The sequence below is a fragment of the Cellulosimicrobium sp. EB106-03-01-XG111 genome, assembly GCF_058792115.1.
The window spans coordinates 29,167-48,296 of sequence record NZ_JBYTEQ010000023.1 but is presented as its reverse complement, the minus strand read 5'-3'; the positions used below and the strand labels follow the sequence as shown (position 1 = coordinate 48,296).

Below are 19,130 nucleotides of genomic sequence, written 5' to 3'. Positions count from 1 at the left end.
CCCGCGTAGCATCGGACGGATGGCCTCCTCCCGGCCCGAGCGGGCTCCGACGTACAGCGAGTCGCTGCGCCAGCGCGACGACGACGCGCTGGTCACCCTGCTCACGGGGCGCCCCGACCTCGCCACGCCCTCCCCCTCGACGCTGCTCTCGCTCGCCGCGCGCGCGATGAACCGCACGAGCCTCGAGCGCGCGCTCGCCGGCCTCGACGAGCTGACGCTGCACATGCTCGAGTCGGTGCTCGTGCTCGACTCCGTGGGCACCCCCGCGACGGCGGCCGCGGTGGCCCGCGCGACGGGCGTGGACCGCGCGTCGGTCACTGCGGCGCTCGAGCGCCTCGACGAGCTCGCGCTCGTCTGGTCGCCCGGCACGCGCTCGGCCGGGTTCCGCCCGGCGCCCGGGACGGCCGAGGTGCTCGGCCCGCACCCCGCGGGCCTGGGCCCGGTCTCCGGCGGCACGGGCGGTGCCCCGGCGCCGTCCGCCGTCCTGCCCGACGACGCACCCCCGGGCGCGCGCGCCATCCTCGACGCGCTCGCGTGGGGGCCGCCCGTCGGCGTCGCCCCGCGCTCCGACCCGTCCGCGCGCCGGGCGACGGCCTGGCTGGTCGAGCGCGGCTCCCTCCGCGCGACCGACGAGCGGCACGTCGTCCTGCCGCGCGAGGTGGGGCTCGCGCTGCGTGGCGGCCGCACCCACCGCGACGTGCGCACGACGCCGCCCGTGCCCGAGGTGCGCGAGCTTCCTGCGGCGACGGTCGAGGCGGAGTCCGCGAGCGCCGGGCTGGAGGCGGTGCGCCTCGTCGCGCGCCTCGTGACGCACTGGACCGAGCACCCGCCGGGCGTCCTGCGCGCGGGGGGCCTCGGGGTGCGCGACCTGCGCCGTGCGGCTCTCGCGCTCGAGGTCGACGACGCGACGGCGGCCGCGGTCGTCGAGCTCGCCGCGGCGGCAGGCCTCGTGGCCGACGACGGCGACGACCCGCCCACGTTCGCCCCGACCCCGACGGCCGAGGACTGGCTCGACGACGACCTGGGCGACCGGTGGGCGACGCTGGCGCGCGGGTGGTGGCGGTCGCGCCGCACGCCGTGGCTCGTCGGGAGCCGTGACGAGAAGGGCGCCCTGCGCGCCGCGCTCGACCCCGAGCTGTGGCGGCCCTGGGTCCCGCGGCTGCGCCGCTCGGTCCTCGACGTGCTCGCCCTCGCGCCCGACCGGCCGCTCGACGCGTCCGACGTCGTCGCGGTCCTGCGCTGGCGCACGCCGCGCGCGGTGCCGCCGGAGCAGGCCGTCGCGGGGCTGCTGCGCGAGGCCGCGCTGCTCGGGGTGACGGGCGCGGGCGCGCTCGCGCCCCCGGGTGGGGCGCTCGTCGCGGGCGACGACCCCGCGGCGTCGGCGGAGCCCGTGGACCTGGGCGCGGCGTTCGAGGCCGTGCTCCCGCCCGAGGTGGACGACCTCCTGCTCCAGGGCGACCTCACGGGCATCGTGCCGGGCCGGCCGTCGCGCACGCTCGAGCGGCTCGTGGAGGTCGCGGCCGACGTCGAGTCGCGCGGTGCCGCGACCACGGTCCGGTTCACGCCGGAGTCGGTGCTGCGCGCGCTCGACCGGGGCGCGACGGCCGACGAGCTGCTCGCCGAGCTCGCGTCGCACTCCCGCACGCCCGTGCCCCAGCCGCTGGAGTACCTGGTGCGCGACACCGCGCGCCGCCACGGGCGCGTGCGCGTCGGGACGGCGTCGTCGTACGTGCGCGCCGAGGACCCGGTGCTCCTCGCGGGCATCGCGGAGGACCCCGCGCTGCGCGGCCTCGGCCTGGTGCTCCTCGCGCCGACCGTGCTCGCCGCCGGCGCACCGGCCGGGGAGCTGCAGGACGCGCTGCGGGCGCGCGGCGTGCCGTCGGTCGTGGAGGGCCCGGACGGTCGCGTGCTCGTCGCGGACCGTGCGGGCCGGCACGACCTGCCCGACGCCGCGGGCCCGGCCCGGCGAGGACGGGCCGGGACGGTCGTCGGACGGCGCGGGAACCGCGCCCGGACCGGCGTCGTGCCGGGTTCCGGGGCGCGCGTCGACGAGGCACGGGACGCGGCCGGGAGCGGCGCGCAGCGGTTCGCCGACCTCGTCGCCCGGCTGCGTGCCGCCGACACGCGCTCGGCGGAGCAGGCCCAGGCCCGCGCGACCGGAGGGGCACGCGCGGACGGCGACGGGTCGCGCCGGGGTGGGGGGACGGCGTCGGGCAGGGCGGGACGCGGGGACGACGGACCCGAGGGAACAAGCGACCCGGTGGCGGCGTTGGGGCTGCTGCGCGAGGCGATCGCGGAAGGCGCCATGGTGTGGCTCGAGGTCGTCGGGCCGACGGGCGCGCCGGACCGCCGCCGCGTGCGGCCCCTCACGCTCGACGCCGGTCGGTTGCGCGCGCAGGATCCGGCCCGCGACGCCGAGCTCACGGTCGCGGTCCACCGCATCGCGTCCGTGACCCCGGACTGACCCCGGACCACACCCCGCGCCCGCCATCGACACCGCCCCCGGACCGACCACGGACCGCTCGACCCTCGGCCACCCACGGCAAGGAGAACGCATGACCGACGGACCTCTCATCGTCCAGAGCGACAAGTCGCTCCTGCTCGAGGTCGACCACCCCCGTGCCGACGACGCGCGCCGGGCCATCGCACCGTTCGCCGAGCTCGAGCGCGCCCCCGAGCACGTCCACACCTACCGGCTCACGCCGCTCGGCCTGTGGAACGCGCGCGCGGCCGGGCACGACGCCGAGCAGGTCGTCAACACGCTCATCGAGTACTCGCGCTACCCGGTGCCGCACGCGCTGCTCATCGACGTGGCGGAGACGATGTCGCGGTACGGGCGGCTCACGCTCGCGCAGCACCCGACGCACGGGCTCGTGCTCGAGGCGACGGACCGCGCCGTCCTCGCCGAGGTGCTCAAGTCCAAGCGCACCGCCGGGCTGGTGGGCGACCGGATCGACGACACGACCGTCGTCGTGCACCCGTCCGAGCGCGGCCACCTCAAGCAGGTGCTGGTGAAGCTCGGCTGGCCCGCCGAGGACCTCGCCGGGTACGTCGACGGCGAGAAGCACGCCATCGCGCTCAGCCCGACGACGCCGCCGCGCACCGAGGGCGAGGAGCCGAAGCCCTGGGAGATGCGCCCGTACCAGGCGCAGGCGGTGGACGGGTTCTGGCACGGCGGGAGCGGCGTCGTCGTGCTGCCGTGCGGCGCGGGCAAGACGATCGTCGGCGCGGGTGCGATGGCGAGGTCCGGGACAACGACGCTCATCCTCGTGACGAACACGGTCAGCGCGCGCCAGTGGCGCGACGAGCTCGTGCGGCGCACGACGCTCACCGAGGACGAGATCGGCGAGTACTCCGGCGCGCGCAAGGAGATCAAGCCCGTCACGATCGCGACCTACCAGGTGCTGACGACGAAGCGGAAGGGCGTGTACACGCACCTCGAGCTGCTCGACGCCCGCGACTGGGGGCTCGTCGTGTACGACGAGGTGCACCTGCTGCCCGCGCCGATCTTCCGCATGACGGCGGACCTGCAGGCGCGCCGCCGCCTCGGGCTCACCGCGACGCTCGTGCGCGAGGACGGCCGGGAGGACGAGGTGTTCTCGCTCATCGGGCCCAAGCGGTACGACGCCCCGTGGAAGGACATCGAGGCGCAGGGCTACATCGCGCCCGCGGACTGCGTCGAGGTGCGCCTCACGCTGCCCGAGTCCGACCGCATGACGTACGCCGTCGCCGAGCCCGAGGACAAGTACCGGCTCGCCGCGACCGCCACGGGCAAGAACCGGGTCGTGGAGCAGATCGTCGCGCAGCACCCGGACGACCAGGTGCTCGTGATCGGCCAGTACCTCGACCAGCTCGAGGAGCTGTCGCAGCACCTCGACGCGCCGCTCATCACGGGCGCGACGACGGTCCGCGAGCGCCAGCGCCTGTTCGACGCGTTCCGCACGGGCGAGATCTCGCGGCTCGTCGTGTCGAAGGTCGCGAACTTCTCCATCGACCTGCCCGAGGCGTCGGTCGCGATCCAGGTCTCCGGGTCCTTCGGGTCGCGCCAGGAGGAGGCCCAGCGCCTCGGTCGCGTCATGCGCCCCAAGGCCGACGGCCGCACGGCCCACTTCTACGCCGTCGTCGCGCGCGACACGGTGGACCAGGACTTCGCGGCCCACCGCCAGCGGTTCCTGGCGGAGCAGGGGTACGCCTATCGCATCGTCGACGCGGAGGACCTCGGCGTCGTGCAGTGACGGGTGGGGACCGCAGCGCAGCAAGGTACCCGCCGGGCACGGAACGATGCCCAGGTCCGACCGAAAACACCGGGACCTCGGCGTCGTGCAGTGACGGGTGGGGGTCCCGCGACGCAGGAGCGCGGCACCCGCCCGGCACGGAACGACGCCGGGGGCCGACCAAGAACGCGGAGGACCTCGGCGTCGTGCAGTGACAGAGGGCCCCGCGGCACCGATTGCGGGTCCTGGGCGGCTGGGAAAGGATCGGGCCGTGAGCACGGCCGATCGTCCCTGGCACCCCCGCGCGGCCGGGGGCCGCGGCGCCCGCGCGTTCCTCGCCCTCGTCGTCTCGACGCTCGTCGGGCTGCTGACGTGCGTCGCCCTCGTCGCCACGCCGGGCCTCGCGCACGCCGTCCCGCCGATGGACGTGACGGACGAGATCACCGACCCGTCCGGCGTCCTCGGGGACCGCACGGACGACGTGCGCGCGGCGCTCGACCGCCTGGCCCAGGACACGGACCTCCAGCTCTTCGTCGTGTACGTGGACGGCCTCGACGGCATGGACGGCGTCGACTGGGCGAACGCGACGGCGAACCAGTCGGGGCTGGGGGTCGACGACCTGCTGCTGGCCGTCGGGACGCAGGACCGGCGGTACGGGCTGTCGTACGACAACAACGTCCCGCTCTCTGACGCCGAGCTGGACCGGATCACGTCCGCGGTGGAGGACGAGCTCCGCGCCGACGACTGGGCGGGTGCGGCCATCGCGGCGGCCGAGGTGGCGCGCGGGGCGAGCCAGGGCTCGGGCGGCGTGTCGTGGTTCTGGGTCCTGCTCGTCGGCGGCGTGCTCGTGATCGTGGTCGTGGTGGTCGCCCGCGCGGCGGGACGACGCCGCCGGGCCGCGACCGCCGTCGGTCCGGCGGGCGACCCGCTCGCGGCGCTGCCCACGGCCGAGCTGGACCGTCGCGCGAGCGCCGCCCTCGTGGCGATCGACGACGCCGTGAAGACGTCCGAGCAGGAGCTCGGCTTCGCACAGGCGCAGTTCGGGCTCGAGGCGACGCAGCAGTTCTCCGCCGCGCTCGCCGAGGGCAGGCAGCGGGTCGCGGAGGCGTTCGCGCTGCGCCAGCAGCTGGACGACGACCAGCCCGAGACGGAGCCCCAGGCGCGGCAGCTGATGGCGCGCATCGTCACCCTGTGCGACGAGGTCGCGGACTCGCTCGACGCCCAGTCCCGCACGTTCGACGAGCTGCGCGACCTGCAGGCCCGCGCGCCGCAGGTGCTCGACGAGACCGACCAGCGCGCGACCGAGGTGCTCGGCCGTGTGGAGCCCGCGCGCGCGACGCTCGAGGCGCTCGGGCGCACGTACCCGTCGACGGCGCTCGCGTCCGTCGCGCAGAACCCCGAGCAGGCGCAGGCGCTCCTCACGGGCGCGCGCGAGTCGGTGACGCGCGGTCGGGAGGCGCTCGCCGGCAAGGACCGGGCGACGGCCGTCGCGCTCGCGCGGGCCGCGCAGAACGCCGTCGGCCAGGCGGTGACGCTGCTCGACGCCGTCGACCGCGCGGGCACCGACCTCGCCGAGTCCGGTCCGCGCCTCGACCGGGGCGTCGCGTCGATCACGTCCGACATCGCGGACGCCGGGCGGCTCGCCCCCGGGGACCCCGCGGTCGCGCCGGCGCTCGCGGAGGCGCAGGCCGCCGTGGCGGCGGCCGGGGCTGCGCGCGACGGCGGCGACCCGCTCGCCGCGCTCCGTCGCCTCACGGACGCGGAGGCGGCGCTCGACGCCGTCCTCGCCCCGTTCCGCGAGCGTGCCGAGCAGGCGGCGCGCGCGAACGCGCTGCTGCGCGAGACCCTCGCGCGCGTCGACTCGCAGGTCCGAGCGACGAACGACTTCATCGAGACCCGGCGCGGCGCCGTCGGCCCGGAGGCACGGACCCGGCTCGCGGAGGCGATCCGCCTGCTCGGCGAGGCGCGCGCGCTCCAACCGACCGACCCGGTCGCCGCGCTCCAGCGCGCGCAGCAGGCCGACGCGCAGGCGCAGTCCGCGGCCCAGCGCGCGCAGCAGGACGCGTCGAGCTGGCAGTCGTCCCAGGGTGGCGGGTTCGGCGGGGGTGGCGGCAGCAACGTCGGGGGCATGGTCCTCGGCGGGATCCTCCTCGACTCCATCCTCCGCGGCGGGGGCGGCGGAGGACGCTCCGGCGGGTTCGGCGGCGGCAGCTTCGGCGGCGGCTACGGGGGCGGCGGGTTCGGCGGCGGACGCTCCGGCGGACGGTCGGGCGGCCGGTCCTCGGGCGGGCGCTCCGGCCGCGGCGGACGCTTCTGAGGACGGGCGGCACCTGACGCGCCGCACCACGGCACGACGCACACGACCAGCACGAGACGGCTCACCAGAGAGGGACGACCATGGCGGAGAAGCAGAGCATCTTCGGACGGATCGCGCAGCTCGCGCGCGCGAACATCAACGCGCTCCTGGACAGCGCCGAGGACCCGCAGAAGATGCTGGACCAGCTCGTGCGCGACTACACGAACAACATCGCCGAGGCGGAGCAGGCCGTCGCGCAGACCATCGGCAACCTGCGCCTCGCCGAGCAGGACTACAACGAGGACGTCGCCGCCGTCCAGGAGTGGGGCCAGAAGGCCGCGGCCGCGTCGGCCCAGGCCGACCGGTACCGCCAGCAGGGCGACGCCGCGAACGCCGACAAGTTCGACAACCTCGCGAAGATCGCGCTCGGCAAGCAGATCGCCGCCGAGAGCGAGGTCCGCCAGGCCGAGCCGCTCATCGCGTCGCAGCGCGAGTCGGTCGAGAAGCTCAAGTCCGGCCTCGCGATGATGAAGGACAAGCTCGGTCAGCTGAAGTCCAAGCGTGACTCGCTCGTCGCGCGGCAGAAGAGCGCGCAGGCGCAGCAGACCGTGCAGGGCGCGCTGAGCTCGATCAACGTGCTCGACCCGACGAGCGAGATCTCCCGCTACGAGGAGATCGTCCGCCGCGAGGAGGCGCAGGCGCTCGGCCAGGCGGAGGTCGCGGCGTCGAGCATCGACGCGCAGTTCGCCGAGCTCGAGACGTCGGGCGAGGCCGTCGAGATCGAGGCCCGCCTCGCCGCGCTCAAGCAGGGCTCCGCGCCCGCCGCGCAGGTGTCGCCCACCCAGGTCACGCCCGCGATCGGTTCGGGGACGACCGCCCAGGACGCCCCCTCGACCGACTGGTGACCTCGGCCCGGGTCAGGCGGGGACGCGTCGTCGGCTGACCCGGACCGCGGTGACGAACGACTCCGCGAGCCGGCGTCCGCCGTCGAGCAGCGCGGGGGCGTGCTCGTCGAACCCGGCGAGCGCCGCCGCGGTGTCGACGTCGTCGTACCCGACGCACCAGGCCGCGAACCCGGCGCGCGACGCCTCGGGGTGGAACTGGACGCCGAGCGCGGACCCGAGGCGGAACGCCTGGTAGGGGTACATGTTCGACGACGCGAGCCAGACGGCGCCGGCCGGGAGCTCGACGATCGCGTCGCCGTGCATGCTCGTCACGCAGCGCACCGGGTCGTCGGCCGTCGCGAGCGGCGCCAGCACCGGGTCGGTGTCGGCCTCGGCACGCCAGAACAGGCGCGTCGCGCCGACCTCGCGTCCGGGCGGTGCAGCGACCGCCACCTGTCCCCCGCCGGCGACGGCGAGGAGCTGTGCGCCGAGGCAGATCCCGAGCGTCGGGACGCCCTGCGTCGCGGCGGCGACGAGGGTCTCGCGCAGCGCGGGCAGCCAGGGGGCGCGCGCGTCGTCGTACGCGGACATGTGGCCGCCGAGGACGACGAGACCGTCGCCGAGCTCGTCGATCCGGTCCGCGGCGGGGACGGGCTCGCCGTCGTGCGCCCGGACGACGCGGAGCTCCGTGTCGAGGAGGTCGGCGTAGGCGTCGAGCGTGACGTCCGGGGAGTTCTGGACGACCGTGAGCCGGACGGTCCCGGTCCCGGTCGTGGCGTCGGTGTCGTGCGTGGTCACGAACCCTGACGGTACCCACTCGGGGGTGGGGCGACGCAAACACCCACGTCGTGGACAGCGCCGCCGGGCGCACCCGGACGGAGCGCGGCGGGTCGCGCGCCGATAGGCTGACCGGCATGTCCGACCTCCAGACCTCCGACGGCCGAGCGCTGACGACGCCGCGCCGCACCTACCTCGTCGTCGACGGCGAGAACATCGACGCGACGCTCGGCATGAACGTCCTCGGCCACCGGCCCGCCCCGGAGGAGCGGCCGCGCTGGGACCGCATCGTGGACTTCGCGCGCCAGGCCTGGGGCCAGGACGTCACGCCCCTGTTCTTCCTCAACGCGTCGTCGGGCCAGATGCCGATGTCGTTCGTGCAGGCGCTGCTCGCGATGGGCTACCGCCCGATCCCGCTGTCGGGGTCGAGCAACGAGAAGGTCGTCGACATCGGTATCCAGCGCATGCTGGACGCGATCGCCGGCCAGCCGGGCGACGTGCTCCTCGCGAGCCACGACGGCGACTTCCTGCCCCAGGTCGAGACGCTCCTCGACGACAAGGACCGGCGCGTGGGCGTGCTCGCGTTCCGCGAGTTCGTCAACGTGCGCCTCACCGAGCTCACGGGCCGCGGTCTCGAGATCTTCGACCTCGAGGACCACGCGGGCGCGTTCACGGCCGTGCTGCCGCGCGTGCGGATCATCCCGCTCGACGAGTTCGACCCGATGCGCTACCTCTGACCGCCCGTACCGCGGGCTCCGTCGCTCAGGCGTGGAGCTCGCGGTACAGCGGCGTCGGGAACGACGCCGTCACGCCGTCGCCCCCGAGGAGCGCCGCGATCCGCTCGGCCTCGGCCGCGACGGCCCGCTCGCCGTCGGCGCCGACGTCGTCGAGGAGACGCCACGCGGGCTCGCCGCCCGGGCGCACGACCCAGGCCCCGACGATCCGGCCCTCCCACCAGACGGTCGCGCCCGCGTTGCCGATCGTGTCGAAGACGGCCGCCTTGTGCGCTCCCAGGTACCAGTCGCGCGCGGTCCAGCCCATGGTCGTCGGGTCGAGCGACGGCAGGAGCGCGACGTGGCCCTCGATCGGCACCTCGTCGGGGCCGGGCAGGTCCGTGCCGCGCAGCATGACGCCGGGGCGGGTCGCCTCGCCGTCCTGCGCACCGACCTCGACCTCCACCTCGACGACGTCGAGGCCCGCGAGCGCCGCGACCGTGTCGCGCCGGTTCCAGCCGGTCCACCACACGAGGTCCTCGACCGTCGCAGGACCGAACACGTCGAGCCAGGCCCGCGCCAGCGCGGTGCGCGCCGCGGCCTCGTCGAGCACGGGGATGCCGCCGGGGAACCAGTCGTCGACGGGCGACCAGACGTGCCGGTTGGACGACCACGTGCCCCGCGGCTCGCCGCGCACCACCGCGCCCTCGGCCGACAACAGGGCGAGGAGCTGGGACGTCATGGTGCGGCGCACGTCCCACGTCTTGGTGGTCGTGGGCAGGAACGCCGTGCGCAGCAGCGGCGCGGCCCGCGACAGGCTCGCGCCGTCGAGCGGGCCGTGCTCGTCGAGCGCGGCGTGGACCTGCGCCTCGACCGCGGCGAGGAAGGTCGCGGCGTCGTCGACCGGCGGGTCCGTGGGCAGGGTCGCGAGCTCCTTGAGCAGGCGGGTGCGCAGCCGCCGCGCGACGGCGAGCGCGGCCGCGGCGTGCACGACGGGCACCGCCTCGCGGCGCACGACGAACATCGTGCGCCGCATGGCGAGCACCTTGACGAGCGAGCGCCGCCGGAAGACGGCGTCCCGGACGTCGTCGAGCCCGAGGCCCGGGACCCGCGCGAGCACCGACAGGTAGACGCTCGGGGCGTCGGTCGCGTGCAGCGCGAAGAGCCGGTCCACGACGTCCTCCGGGCTCCGGGCCGCCGGCCTCCCCGGCAGGTCCGTGGCGAGCGCGAGCTGCTGCGCGACGAGCCGACGCCGCCTCTGGTCCACCGTGATCCGCACGGCGGCCATCCTGCCCCGGACCACCCACGGGCGCCCGGCCGGTGCCGCCCGGGTGCCACGTGCGGTCGAGCCCGTTCCCAGGCGTCTCCCAGACCGCGGGAGCACACTGGACGCATGAGCACCACCCCCGAGGCACGCCTCGTCGTCGTGGACGACGAGCCGAACATCCGCGAGCTGCTGGCCACGTCCCTGCGCTTCGCCGGGTTCGAGGTGCACGCCGCCGCGGACGGGCAGAGCGCCCTGCGGCTCGTGCGCGACGTCGAGCCCGACCTCGTCGTGCTCGACGTGATGCTCCCCGACATGGACGGGTTCACCGTGACCCGCCGCCTGCGCGAGAAGGGCCAGCACACGCCCGTCGTCTTCCTCACCGCGAAGGACGACACGCGCGACAAGGTCACGGGGCTCACCGTGGGCGGCGACGACTACGTGACGAAGCCCTTCAGCCTGGAGGAGGTCGTGGCGCGCATCCGGGCCGTGCTGCGCCGCACGCACGCCGAGCCCGTCGACGACGCCGTCCTGCGCTTCGCCGACCTCGAGATGGACGAGGACTCGCACGAGGTGCGGCGCGCCGGCGTCGACATCGACCTGTCCCCCACCGAGTTCAAGCTGCTGCGCTACCTCATGCTCAACGCCGGGCGCGTGCTGTCCAAGGCGCAGATCCTCGACCACGTGTGGCAGTACGACTGGGGCGGCGACGCGAACATCGTCGAGTCCTACATCTCCTACCTGCGCCGCAAGATCGACAACCTCACCGTGCCCGGCCCGGACGGCGAGCCCGTGGCCCTGCCCCCGCTCATCCACACCAAGCGCGGCGTCGGCTACCTGCTGCGCCAGCCGCCCGCGGCGTCATGACGGCCGGCCCCGACCGCACGACGGCCGGGTCCCCGCCCGTCCCGCCCCCTCCCCCGCCCCCCGGGGCGGCGTCGCAGCCCGGCCGTGCGGCGTCGGACGAGGCCGGCGCACCCGCGCCCGGCGGCCCGACGGCGGGGCGCCCCTTCGGCCGGCCCGTCCCCACCGAGGGCTGGGGCTGGTTCGCGCGCGTGCCGCTGCGGGCTCGGCTCGTCGCGATCACCGTGCTCCTGCTGGCGGCAGGGCTCGGGCTGGCGTCGGTCGTGACGACGACGGTGGTGTCGAGCTATCTGGTCGAGCAGGTGGACCAGGACCTCCAGGGGTCGGCGACGACCGTCGCTCGGTCCTCCTTGCTCAGCAACCCCGCGACCGCGAGCCAGATCCCGAGCGAGTACTTCGTGCTGCTCCGCGAGGTGTCCGGCAACGAGAGCGGCTACAGCTGGCAGGCCACGACGTCGAGGTACGGGGAGCCCGACATCCCCGCGCTGTCCGACCAGGAGATCGAGCGGCTCGCAGGCGAGCCGTTCACGGTGCGCTCCGTCGGGGGCTCCGACCCGGCGCAGTGGCGCGTGGTCGGGAGGTTCCTGATCGTCGACGGTCAGCAGGCCGGGACCGTCTTCGTCGCCCTCCCGCTGACGGGCATCCACGAGACGGTCAAGGTGCTCGGCCGGGCGCTGGCGCTGTCCGCGCTGGGCATCGCGCTCGTCGGGGGCGCGGTCGCCTACCTCGCGGTCCACCGTGCGCTGCGCCCGCTGCGCGAGATCGAGGAGACCGCGGCCGACATCGCCGCGGGCGACCTGTCGCGACGCGTGCGCCCGGCGCCGACGACGACGGAGGTCGGCTCGCTCGCGGCGTCGCTCAACGCGATGCTCACCCAGATCGAGGAGGCGTTCGCCGTCCAGGAGGCGTCGGAGGAACGGATGCGGCGCTTCGTCTCGGACGCGAGCCACGAGCTGCGCACGCCGCTCGCGACGATCCGCGGCTACGGCGAGCTGTACCGGATGGGCGCGCTCGACACCCCGGACAAGGTCGACGACACGATGGGCCGCATCGAGGACTCGGCGACCCGCATGGGCACGCTCGTCAACGACCTGCTCGCCCTGGCGCGGCTCGACGAGGGTCGGCCGCTGCGCCACGAGCCGGTCGACCTCGTCTCGCTCGCACGGGACTCCGCGCAGGACCTGCACGCGCTCGACCCGGCCCGCGACGTGCGGGTCGTCGGGCTCGCGCCGGGCGCGGACGCTCCGGCGTCGTTGCGCGTCGTGGGCGACGAGGACCGGCTGCGGCAGGTGCTCGCCAACCTCGTCGGCAACGTCGCGCGCCACACGCCGTCGGGCACGCCGGTGGAGATCGCGCTCGGCGCGGCGCCCGCTCCCCCGTCGGACGACGCGCCGACGGGCGACACCCGGGGCGGCGACGCTGCGCGCGGCGACCACGCGCGGGGGGACGTCGCGCGCGGCGACGTCGCGGTGCTCGAGGTCCGCGACCACGGCCCCGGCGTCCCGACGACGCAGCGGGGCCGCCTGTTCGAGCGGTTCTACCGCGCGGACACGTCGCGCAACCGCTCGTCCGGCGGGTCCGGGCTCGGCCTGGCGATCGTCGCCGCGATCGTCGGTGCGCACCGCGGCCGCGTGTCGGTCCGTGAGACGCCGGGCGGCGGGCTCACGGTCCGCGTGGACCTCCCGCTCGGGTCCTGACGGCCCGCACCCCGCCCGACCTGCGGGTTCGTCGGCGCCCGCCCACGACGGCGCGCGGGACGCTCCCGGGGCGTCCCGACGCACCGCCGACTGCGGCTACGATGGCGGGTCGTCCCGCGAGACCTAGGCTGAAGACGAGGCCGCGCGGCGACGCGGGGGCCTCCGCGCCGGGCAGCACGCCCGGCGACGACGACCTCCGTCCTGCTCGTCTCCGTCGAAGAAGGCTGAAGTTCATGGGCGTCAACAGCGCCGACGCACCGCAGTGGTTCCTCTCCTCGTTCGTCCGCAGCGCCCGGGGCGCCGGGGCGACCGCCCCCGACGACGAGATCCGCGCCGTCGGGCAGGGGCTGCTCGACCGCTGGGACCAGCCGGGACGCCACTTCCACAACCTGCGCCACCTCGCCGACGTCCTGGGCCGGGTCGACGAGCTCTCGCAGGAGACGCACGACCCCGACCTCGTCCGGCTCGCGGCCTGGTACCACGGCGCGATCTTCGACGCGAAGGGCGGCGCGACGTACGCCAACAAGGGCGGCGAGGACGAGTCCGCGAGCGCGGCGCTCGCCGACGCCGAGCTCACGCGGCTCGGCGTCCCCGAGCCCGCGGTGCGGCGTGTCGCGCACCTCGTGAACGCGCTCGTCCGCCACGCCCCGGACGCCTCCGACTTCGACTGCGCGGTCCTGTGCGACGCCGACCTCGCGATGCTCGCGGCCGAGCCGCAGCGCTACAAGGAGTACCTCAAGGACGTGCGCGACGAGTACGCGCACATCCCCAAGCCGGACTACGTGCGCGCCCGCATCGCGATCCTCACGAAGCTGCTGGACCGGCGCACGCTCTTCTCGAGCCCGCTCGGCGCGGCCTGGGAGGAGGCCGCGCGGCAGAACCTCGACGCGGAGCTCCAGCGCCTGCGCAAGGAGCAGGCCAAGCTCGCGGAGGCGTCGACGGCGTCCCCAGCCTCCGGCGCCTGAGCCGCCGTCCACAGGCCTGGCCTCCGCTCCCTCCGGCGCCCGGGAGGTCGGCCTACCGTCGTCGCCACGCCCCGGTACCCACCAGGGCGAGGAGCGGCCCCCGGGCCGAGGGACGACGGAGGTTCGGATGAGCCGGTACGAGGTGGACAGCGCGCGCGTCGCGCAGGCGAGCGCCGCGGTGCACGGGTCGGTCACGGCGATCCGTGCGGAGGTCGGCGCCATGATGCGGCACCTCACGGACCTGCAGGCGTCGTGGCGCGGTGGGGCGGCGTCGTCGTTCACGGGTGTCATGGCGCAGTGGCAGACGACGCAGACCCAGGTCGAGGTCGCGCTCGACGACGTCACCGCCGCGCTCGGCGCCGCCGCGCAGACCTACGCCGACGCCGAGTCGCAGGCCGCGCGCCTGTTCACGACACGGTAGACCCCGCCCGGCCGGGACCTCCCGGCAGGCACGACGAAGGCCGCCGACCGGGCGAACCCGGCCGACGGCCTTCGGTGTCCGACGACGCCCGGTGACGGGAGCCGGGGCAGGTCAGAAGTCCATGCCGCCCATGCCACCGGTCGGGTCGCCCGCGGGGGCGGCCTTCTCCGGCTTGTCGGCCACGACGGCCTCGGTCGTGAGGAACAGCGCCGCGATGGAGGCGGCGTTCTGCAGCGCGGAGCGCGTGACCTTGACCGGGTCGTTCACGCCGGCGGCGAGGAGGTCCTCGTACACGCCGGTCGCGGCGTTGAGGCCCTGGCCGGACGGGAGGTTGCGCACCTTCTCCGCCACGACGCCACCCTCGAGGCCCGCGTTGATCGCGATCTGCTTGAGCGGGGCGTCGATCGCGGCGCGCACGATCTGCGCACCGGTCGCCTCGTCACCCTCGAGCTCGAGCTTCTCGAACGCCACGGCACCGGCCTGGATGAGCGCGACGCCACCACCGGCGACGATGCCCTCCTCGACGGCAGCCTTCGCGTTGCGGACGGCGTCCTCGATGCGGTGCTTGCGCTCCTTGAGCTCGACCTCCGTCGCGGCACCCGCCTTGATGACGGCCACGCCGCCGGCGAGCTTGGCGAGGCGCTCCTGGAGCTTCTCGCGGTCGTAGTCGGAGTCCGACTTCTCGATCTCGCCACGGATCTGGTTGACGCGACCCTGGATCAGGTCGGCGTCGCCCGCGCCCTCGACGATCGTGGTCTCGTCCTTCGTGACGACGACCTTGCGCGCCTGGCCGAGCAGGTCCAGCGTCGCGTTCTCGAGCTTGAGGCCCACCGTCTCGGTGATGACCTGGCCGCCGGTGAGGATCGCGATGTCCTGGAGCATGGCCTTGCGGCGGTCGCCGAAGCCCGGGGCCTTGACGGCGACGGACTTGAACGTGCCACGGATCTTGTTGAGCACCAGGGTCGCGAGCGCCTCGCCCTCGACGTCCTCGGCGATGATGAGGAGCGAGCGGCCGGCCTTCATGACCTGGTCGAGGACCGGGAGCAGGTCCTTCACGTTCGAGATCTTGGACTCGACGATGAGGACGTACGGGTCCTCGAGCACGGCCTCCTGGCGCTCGGGGTCCGTCTCGAAGTAGCGCGCGAGGAAGCCCTTGTCGAAGCGCATGCCCTCGGTGAGCTCGAGCTCGAGGCCGAACGTGTTCGACTCCTCGACCGTGATGACGCCCTCCTTGCCCACCTTGTCGAGGGCCTCGGCGATGAGCTCGCCGATCGCGGGGTCGCCGGCGGAGATGGCGGCCGTGGCGGCGATCTCCTCCTTGGTCTCGATGTCCTTCGCGGCGTTGAGCAGCTGCTCGGTCACCGCGTCGACGGCCTTCTCGATGCCGCGCTTGACGGCGATCGGGTTGGCGCCGGCCGCGACGACGCGCAGGCCCTCGCGCACGAGCGCCTGGGCGAGCACGGTCGCGGTGGTCGTGCCGTCACCCGCGACGTCGTCGGTCTTCTTGGCGACCTCCTTGACGAGCTCCGCACCGATCTTCTCGTACGGGTCCTCGAGCTCGATCTCCTTGGCGATGGAGACGCCGTCGTTCGTGATGGTCGGCGCGCCCCACTTCTTGTCGAGCACGACGTTGCGGCCCTTGGGGCCGAGGGTGACCTTGACGGTGTCGGCGAGGACGTTGAGCCCTCGCTCCATGCTCCGACGAGCCTCCTCGTCGAAGGCGATGATCTTGGCCATGGGGAATGATCCTCCGCTGGTGGCGTATGGCGGTCGGCCGGCGCCCGCGACGGACGACCCACGACGGCGGCGTTCATGTCACGCCGCCAGGGCGGGCCTCACCTGTCGACCTGGTGGGTTGCGCCGCACCCGCGTGAGCGGCTGCCTGCGCTGGTCACTTCTGTCACTCTCGTGACGAGAGTGCTAACGCCATTATTGGCACTCGCACGGTGCGAGTGCAAGACAGCGGTACGCCGCGCCGCCACGTATCGCGAGCGGCGAAACCGCGCACCCCGCGACGCGCCCTAGGATGCGCGGTGTGATCCGCGCAACACCGTCGTGGCGCCCCCTCGCAGCCCTGGCCGGCTTCGTGCTGGTCCCTGCCCTCGGCCTGACCGCCGCGACCGCGGTCGCCGCGCCCTCGGGCGAGCACATCGACCTCTACCAGGACGGCGTCGCGGTGACGACCGGGCCCGACGGCGGCGCCGCGGTGCTGCGTCTCGCACCCGGCGTGGGCGCGACCTATCTCGAGGGCAGCCGCGTGCTCGACCCGACGTCGCTCGACCCCGTCGCGCTCGCCGCGGGTGTCGACCCCGCGGACGGCGAGGCGGACCGGCTCGCCCAGGTCGCCGGGGCCCCGCTCGACGCGACGGCGCTCCTCGACCCCGCTCTCGCCCAGGAGACCGCCACCGCGTCGCGGGCGTGGCTCGCGTCCGGCGTCGTGCCGGGCGCGGGCGGGCCGTTCGCCGCGCTCGGCGAGGCGGCCCTCCTCGACCTGCGGGCCCTCACGCTCGACGACGGCGCCGCCCTCGCCGCGCCGTCACCCAAGTGGCGCTACGTCTGGCCGCGCGACGCCTCGTTCACCGCGGCGGCGTTCGCCCGCACCGGCCACGTCGACGATGCGCGCGACGTCCTCGGCTTCCTCGCGCGGGTCCAGGAGGACGACGGCTCGTTCCACGCGCGCTACCTCCCCGACGGCTCGGGGGTTCCCGACGACCGCGGCCTCCAGTCCGACGGCGTCGGCTGGGTCCTGTGGGCCGCGGACGTCGTCCTGGAGGAGACGCCCGCCGGGGACCGCCCCGAGGTGGCCGCCGAGCTGCGGCCGCTCGTCGACGCCGCGACGAGCCACGCGCTCGAGCTCGTCGACGGCGAGGACCCGCTGCCGCCGCCGTCGAGCGACTACTGGGAGGTCGAGCCCACGTCCCTCACGCTCGGCACCGCCGGTCCGCTGCTCGCCGGTCTGGAGGCCGCGGCGGACGTGTACGCGACCGCGGGCGAGGCGCGGCGCGCGCACGAGGCGACGCTGGCCGCCGCCCGCCTGCGCATGGCGGTCGAGCGCTCGTTCGGGCCCCAGGGCTACCCGCGCCACGTCACCGGGGGCGCGCGCGACGCCTCGACCGCGTTCGTGCTGCCCCCGTTCCAGCCGGAGCCGCTCGCCGGGGCGGACGAGGCCTGGCGCGCGTCCGTGACCGAGATGCTGCGCCCGGCGGGCGGGCTCGCGCCGGGCGCCGGCTGGCGCGAGGACGGCATCTCGTGGACGCCGCAGACGACGCTGTACGCGCTGGCCGCGGCGTCGTCGTCCGACCCCGAGGACCGCGCCGACGCCGAGGAGTGGCTCCGCTGGGTCGACGACCACCGCACCGCGTCCGGCGCGATCCCGGAGAAGGTCCTGGCCGACGGCTCGCCCGCCGCGGTCGCGCCGCTGTCGTGGAGCTCCGCGCTCGTCGTGCTCGCGCTCGTGGAGCTCGACGCCCACGGCACCGCGGGCTGACGACCGCCGAGGCCTCGCACGGTGCGACGAGGCGCGCGCCCTACCGCGTGCCGACGCCGGTCGCCGTGACCGGTCCCAGCTCCGGAGCCTCCCGGACGTCGAACTCGCGTCGCAGCACCCGCCGCGCGGCGTACCAACCGCCGAGGCCGTGCACCCCCGGACCGGGCGGCGTCGACGCCGAGCAGAGGTAGACGCCCTCCAGCCCGACGGCGTAGGGGTCGAACCGGGGCGTGGGCCGCGCGACCATCTGCCACATGCTCACGGCGCCGCCCGCGATGTCGCCGCCCACGTAGCTCTCGTCGTGCGCCGCCATCTCGGCCGCGGGGACGCAGCGCGACGCCACGACGACGTCCCGGAACCCCGGCGCGAACCGCTCGACCTGCGCGACGACGTCCTCCGTCACGTCGCGCGTCGACCCCGCGGGCACGTGCGCGTAGGTCCACAGCGGGTGCAGCCCGCCCGCCCCGCGCCCGGGGTCGACGACGGTCGGGTCGCTCACGAGCACCACGGGCCGGGCCGCGTGGCGGCCCGCCGCGACGTCGGCCTCGCTGCGCGCCATCTCGGCGCGCGTCCCGCCGAGGTGCACGGTTCCTGCGCGCCCCACCTCGGGGTCGGCCCAGGGCACCGGCCCGGAGAGCACGAGGTCGACCTTCGCGGCCGCGTCGCCGTGCCGGAACCGGCGCAGCGCGCCCTCCGCGCGCGGCGGGAGCCGGTCCGCGAACACGTCGGCGACGACGCGCGGCGCCGTGTCGAACACGTAGGCTCGGGCCCGCGGCAGGTCCGCGAGCGAGCCGACCCGGTGGCCCATGACCACGTCGCCCCCGTGGGCGCGCAGGTCGTCCTCGAGCGCGGCGACGATCGCGCCGGAGCCGCCGCGCGGCAGCGGCCAGCCGCCCGGCGCGTGGCCGAGCGAGGCCAGCAGCACCGCCGTCCCGGCCGCAGCGAGGGACGGGAGGCGGGAGATCGCGTGCGCCGCGACGCCCGTGAGGAGCGCGCCGGCCTCGTCGGTGCGGAAGCGCCGCGCCCACGCGGGGCTCCCCTGCTCCAGCACCGCCGCGCCGAACCGGGCCGTCACACCGGCGCCGCCCGGCGTCAGCACACGCCCCGGCACCGACCGCTTGTCGCCGAGGGCGACCGCGACGACGTCGCGCCACCCCTCGGAGAGCGGGCCGAGCAGGGCGCGCCAGGCGGCGCCGTCGACCCCGAGCCGCTCGACCGTGCGCTCGAGGTCGTGATACGCCACGCCCGCGCGACCCCCGTCGAGGGGGTGGGCGTACGAGACCTCGGGCGCGAGCAGCTCCACGCCGCGCGCGCCGAGGTCGAACGCCTCGAAGAACGGCGAGGCCCACGCCATCGGGTGCACCGCCGAGCAGACGTCGTGCACGACGCCGTCGGCCAGGCCGAGGTCGAGCGTGCGGGCCCCGCCGCCCGACGTCGGCTGCGCCTCCAGCACGCGCACGGAGAGACCGGCGCGTGCGAGGGTCACGGCGGCGGCCAGGCCGTTGGGGCCCGAACCGACGACGACGGCGTCGAGGTCCTCCGTCACGC

General features: G+C 75.6%; 14 protein-coding genes. 10 read left to right on the top strand and 4 right to left on the bottom strand.

Annotated elements, in window-relative coordinates; translation table 11 throughout:
• Nucleotides 1–19 precede the first annotated feature (19 nt).
• From AC3WT4_RS16990 to AC3WT4_RS16975, 4 genes are all read left to right on the top strand, one after another.
• Nucleotides 20–2,464 carry a helicase-associated domain-containing protein gene (locus AC3WT4_RS16990; RefSeq protein WP_492315991.1) on the top strand — a complete coding sequence of 815 codons (2,445 nt, stop codon included), beginning with the start codon at nucleotides 20–22 and terminating at the stop codon, nucleotides 2,462–2,464.
• A gap of 91 nt (nucleotides 2,465–2,555) precedes the next feature.
• Entirely contained in the window at nucleotides 2,556–4,235 is a 1,680-nt protein-coding gene (locus AC3WT4_RS16985; protein ID WP_074808193.1) for a DNA repair helicase XPB, read from the top strand.
• A gap of 250 nt (nucleotides 4,236–4,485) precedes the next feature.
• On the top strand, nucleotides 4,486–6,531 hold the full coding sequence (locus AC3WT4_RS16980; RefSeq protein ID WP_492315990.1) for a TPM domain-containing protein: 2,046 nt from the start codon (nucleotides 4,486–4,488) through the stop codon (nucleotides 6,529–6,531).
• Between the two features lie 80 nt (nucleotides 6,532–6,611).
• Nucleotides 6,612–7,415, top strand: coding sequence for a PspA/IM30 family protein (locus AC3WT4_RS16975; RefSeq protein ID WP_492315989.1), 804 nt, complete (start codon nucleotides 6,612–6,614; stop codon nucleotides 7,413–7,415).
• 12 nt (nucleotides 7,416–7,427) lie between these two features.
• Here the strand turns inward: AC3WT4_RS16975 and AC3WT4_RS16970 are convergent, their stop codons facing one another.
• A complete protein-coding gene (locus AC3WT4_RS16970) occupies nucleotides 7,428–8,192 on the bottom strand; it encodes a type 1 glutamine amidotransferase (protein ID WP_492315988.1) in 765 nt (254 codons plus the stop codon).
• A 116-nt stretch (nucleotides 8,193–8,308) separates the two neighbouring features.
• On the opposite strand from AC3WT4_RS16970, the gene AC3WT4_RS16965 reads away from it, so the two are divergent.
• Nucleotides 8,309–8,908, top strand: coding sequence for an NYN domain-containing protein (locus AC3WT4_RS16965; protein ID WP_061268040.1), 600 nt, complete (start codon nucleotides 8,309–8,311; stop codon nucleotides 8,906–8,908).
• A 25-nt stretch (nucleotides 8,909–8,933) separates the two neighbouring features.
• Here the strand turns inward: AC3WT4_RS16965 and AC3WT4_RS16960 are convergent, their stop codons facing one another.
• Entirely contained in the window at nucleotides 8,934–10,163 is a 1,230-nt protein-coding gene (locus tag AC3WT4_RS16960) for a winged helix DNA-binding domain-containing protein (protein ID WP_492315987.1), read from the bottom strand.
• A gap of 114 nt (nucleotides 10,164–10,277) precedes the next feature.
• Here AC3WT4_RS16960 and AC3WT4_RS16955 point away from each other — a divergent pair, with 114 nt between their 5' ends.
• The 4 genes from AC3WT4_RS16955 to AC3WT4_RS16940 all read left to right on the top strand — a co-directional run bounded on the left by AC3WT4_RS16955 (nucleotide 10,278) and on the right by AC3WT4_RS16940 (nucleotide 14,095).
• Complete coding sequence (locus AC3WT4_RS16955) at nucleotides 10,278–11,015, top strand: response regulator transcription factor (RefSeq protein ID WP_043654159.1); 738 nt, start codon at nucleotides 10,278–10,280, stop codon at nucleotides 11,013–11,015.
• Entirely contained in the window at nucleotides 11,012–12,709 is a 1,698-nt protein-coding gene (locus tag AC3WT4_RS16950) for a sensor histidine kinase (protein WP_492315986.1), read from the top strand. Before AC3WT4_RS16955 ends, AC3WT4_RS16950 begins: the two co-directional genes overlap by 4 nt.
• 233 nt (nucleotides 12,710–12,942) lie before the next feature.
• Nucleotides 12,943–13,674 (top strand): HD domain-containing protein, encoded by a 732-nt coding sequence (locus tag AC3WT4_RS16945; RefSeq protein WP_043654160.1) that lies wholly within the window; start codon nucleotides 12,943–12,945, stop codon nucleotides 13,672–13,674.
• Between the two features lie 127 nt (nucleotides 13,675–13,801).
• Nucleotides 13,802–14,095 (top strand): WXG100 family type VII secretion target, encoded by a 294-nt coding sequence (locus AC3WT4_RS16940; RefSeq protein WP_492315985.1) that lies wholly within the window; start codon nucleotides 13,802–13,804, stop codon nucleotides 14,093–14,095.
• A gap of 111 nt (nucleotides 14,096–14,206) precedes the next feature.
• On the opposite strand, the gene groL is transcribed toward AC3WT4_RS16940, so the two are convergent.
• Nucleotides 14,207–15,832, bottom strand: a complete 1,626-nt coding sequence (groL, locus tag AC3WT4_RS16935; protein ID WP_043654162.1) for a chaperonin GroEL — start codon at nucleotides 15,830–15,832, stop codon at nucleotides 14,207–14,209.
• Between the two features lie 289 nt (nucleotides 15,833–16,121).
• Between groL and AC3WT4_RS16930 the strand changes: the two genes are divergently transcribed.
• On the top strand, nucleotides 16,122–17,582 hold the full coding sequence (locus tag AC3WT4_RS16930; RefSeq protein WP_492315984.1) for a glycoside hydrolase family 15 protein: 1,461 nt from the start codon (nucleotides 16,122–16,124) through the stop codon (nucleotides 17,580–17,582).
• 40 nt (nucleotides 17,583–17,622) lie between these two features.
• Here AC3WT4_RS16930 and AC3WT4_RS16925 read toward each other — a convergent pair whose 3' ends face one another.
• Nucleotides 17,623–19,128 carry a phytoene desaturase family protein gene (locus AC3WT4_RS16925; protein WP_492315983.1) on the bottom strand — a complete coding sequence of 502 codons (1,506 nt, stop codon included), beginning with the start codon at nucleotides 19,126–19,128 and terminating at the stop codon, nucleotides 17,623–17,625.
• Nucleotides 19,129–19,130 lie beyond the last annotated feature (2 nt).